4 protein-coding genes are annotated in these 2,392 nt (G+C 68.6%); all 4 read left to right on the top strand.

The genetic code is table 11. The features are described from left to right. On the top strand, window positions 1-941 hold a 941-nt coding region (locus AC08OV_RS23060), incomplete at its 5' end, for a heme o synthase (RefSeq protein WP_476620304.1). Window positions 942-1,058: 117 nt separating this feature from the next. Continuing rightward, complete coding sequence (locus AC08OV_RS23055) at window positions 1,059-1,292, top strand: hypothetical protein (protein ID WP_476620303.1); 234 nt, start codon at window positions 1,059-1,061, stop codon at window positions 1,290-1,292. 4 nt (window positions 1,293-1,296) lie between these two features. Further along, the gene (locus AC08OV_RS23050; protein WP_476620302.1) at window positions 1,297-1,716 is read left to right on the top strand and encodes a hypothetical protein; all 420 of its coding nucleotides are present in this window, start codon (window positions 1,297-1,299) and stop codon (window positions 1,714-1,716) included. Between the two features lie 297 nt (window positions 1,717-2,013). Beyond that, window positions 2,014-2,310 (top strand): hypothetical protein, encoded by a 297-nt coding sequence (locus AC08OV_RS23045; RefSeq protein ID WP_476620301.1) that lies wholly within the window; start codon window positions 2,014-2,016, stop codon window positions 2,308-2,310. The last annotated feature ends 82 nt before the right edge of the window (window positions 2,311-2,392 follow it).

Here is a 2,392-nt window from a genome sequence, read left to right as displayed (position 1 = left end):
CCCCCGCAGCAGATCCGCCCGCCGACGGGCTCCCGGGCGCCGGGCACGCGACCCGCGGGGGCTGGGCGGCCGTGTCGGCGAAGGCCCGCGGCTATGTCGCCCTGATGAAGCTGCGCGTGGTCGAACTGCTGCTCATCACCACCGTCCCGGTCATGATGCTCGCCGAACGGGGCATGCCGTCGCTCTGGCTGATCGCCGTGACCCTGGTGGCGGGAACCCTCGCCGCCGGCAGCGCGAACACGATCAACTGTTATGTCGATCGTGACATCGATCAGATGATGGGCCGCACGAAGCGCCGTCCGCTCGTGCGGGCGACCGTCACGCCCACGGAGGCGCTGACCTTCGGCATCGTGATCGGGATCGTCTCGACACTGCTCTTCGGTTTCCTGGTCAACTGGCCCTCCGCGCTGCTGGCGGACGGGGCGATCGCCTTCTACGTCTTCGTCTACACCCTCGGGCTGAAGCGCCGCACCCCGTCGAACATCGTCATCGGGGGCGCGGCCGGCTGCTTCCCCGTCCTGATCGGGTGGTCGGCGGTCACGGGGACCGTCGGCTGGGCCGCGGTGCTGCTGTTCGCCGTCGTCTTCTTCTGGACCCCGCCGCACTTCTGGGCGCTGGCGATGAAGTTCCGCGACGACTACGCCGCGGCGGGCGTCCCCATGCTGCCGGTCGTCGCCTCCGTCCAGGTCGTCACCCGGCGGATGCTGGGCTACGCCTACGCGATGGTCGCCGCCTCGCTCGCGGTCGCTCCCGTCGCTTCCACCGGCCCGGTCTACCTCGTCGCCGCCGTCGCGGTGGGCGCCTGGTTCCTGGTCGAGTCGCACCGGGTCGCCCGCCGGGCCCGGCACGGCGAGGACCCGAGGCCGATGCGCCTGTTCCACATGTCGATCACGTATCTGACTCTGCTGTTCATGGCGATCGCCGTCACCGCTCTCGTCTGATCTCGCCCGGCCCCACCGTCCGACCCCACCGACCCCGCCCCGTCCTGATCCCGGTGTCACCGGGCGGGACGGGGCGTTGTTTTTCGGTGGGCTACGGGTTTTCGGCGGGCTGGGGGTGTGGTCCGTCAGATCGGGTCGGGTCCGCACGCCCGGTCGGCGGTCGTCCGGCTGGTCGAGTCGGGGGCGTACGGCGTGGTCGTGGTCGACACGGTGGAACGGCTCGCGGCCACCGAAACCGGGCGGATGGCGGTCCTGGGCCTGCTGCGCCGGACGGGGGTGCGGCTGCTGGTGGTCGCACGCGAACCACTCGGCGGCGGCGGTGCGGAACAACCGAGTCGATGCGTCGGATGACTTTTTGTCACTTGCCGAGGTTGCCGCGTCCAGGATCACCGGGTCGGGGATTACTGGCCGGCACCATCAGTATTTCACGACGTTCAATCCGAATGTCGTGCGGATGAAGCGGGCTGAGGCGCTGATCATCGCTGGTGATCCGCGTGGGGTGCTGCGCATAGCGGAGGATGTCCGCGACGGCGCAGGGAAGCGGCGGCGGTCGGACAACTACAGCCGTCATCTGCTCGATGTGGCCGCTGCGCATGCGGCGCTTCGTGACTTCGGGGATGCGGTCGGTGTGCTGACGCTGCTGCTTCGTACCGCGCCGGAATGGCTGCGACACCAGCGCAAGGGTAAGGACGTCCTGAGTACGGTTCTGCTTTCCCGGAAGCGAAGGCTGAGTTCGGAGCTACGCGAGCTTGCCGACTTCATGCGGGTCCAGTAGATCGTCCAACTACCACGGGGCGTGGTAGTTGCGCGTAGCGTGTCAGGTGAACTACTGCGTTACGCGACTCGTTCCGATTGCCGGTTGGCGTTAGGTTCTTCGCATGGCCTCCGGGGCTGGTTGAGATGGGGAATCGGTTCTCTGTTTCCCGGCCTCGGGGTGCCTTTTCATCACTCCTACTGTCCGGAGAACCTATGACCTGGCGATCCTGTGTCATCGGCAAATGGGGACTGCACGTCTATGAAGACAGCGACCACGGCTGCCGTGTCGCGGTGACGTCGGGGGGAGGTTCTGGCCGTGGGCCGGTGGGAGGACGAGCATTTTGCCCGGTTGGAATGTGAGGTGCCGGTGCGGGGCCGGGATCGTCTGGCCTGGTGGCGGACGACGCGGGCCGGCCCGGGGGCGGATCAGGCGGCCACGGTGTGGGTGGTGGCGGTGGTCGACGGGCCGGACCGGGACGTGGACGGGGTGGTCGGCTACTTCGCCACCCCCCGGGACGCGGACCGGCATGCCCGTGCCCATGGGTATGGGGAGTGGCTGGTGGTGCCGGCGTTGGTGCTGCACCGGCCGGATGATCCGGTGGTGGTCCTGTGACCGGGGGGTGGCCGTTGCTGGTCCTGGACGGCGACGGTGTACTGATCACCAGTTTTCCGCGGGCGGAGTTCGACCGGGCCCA

It is taken from the genome of Frankia sp. CeTa3Moorea (assembly GCF_978021225.1).
This window is presented reverse-complemented; position numbering and strand designations above follow the sequence as displayed.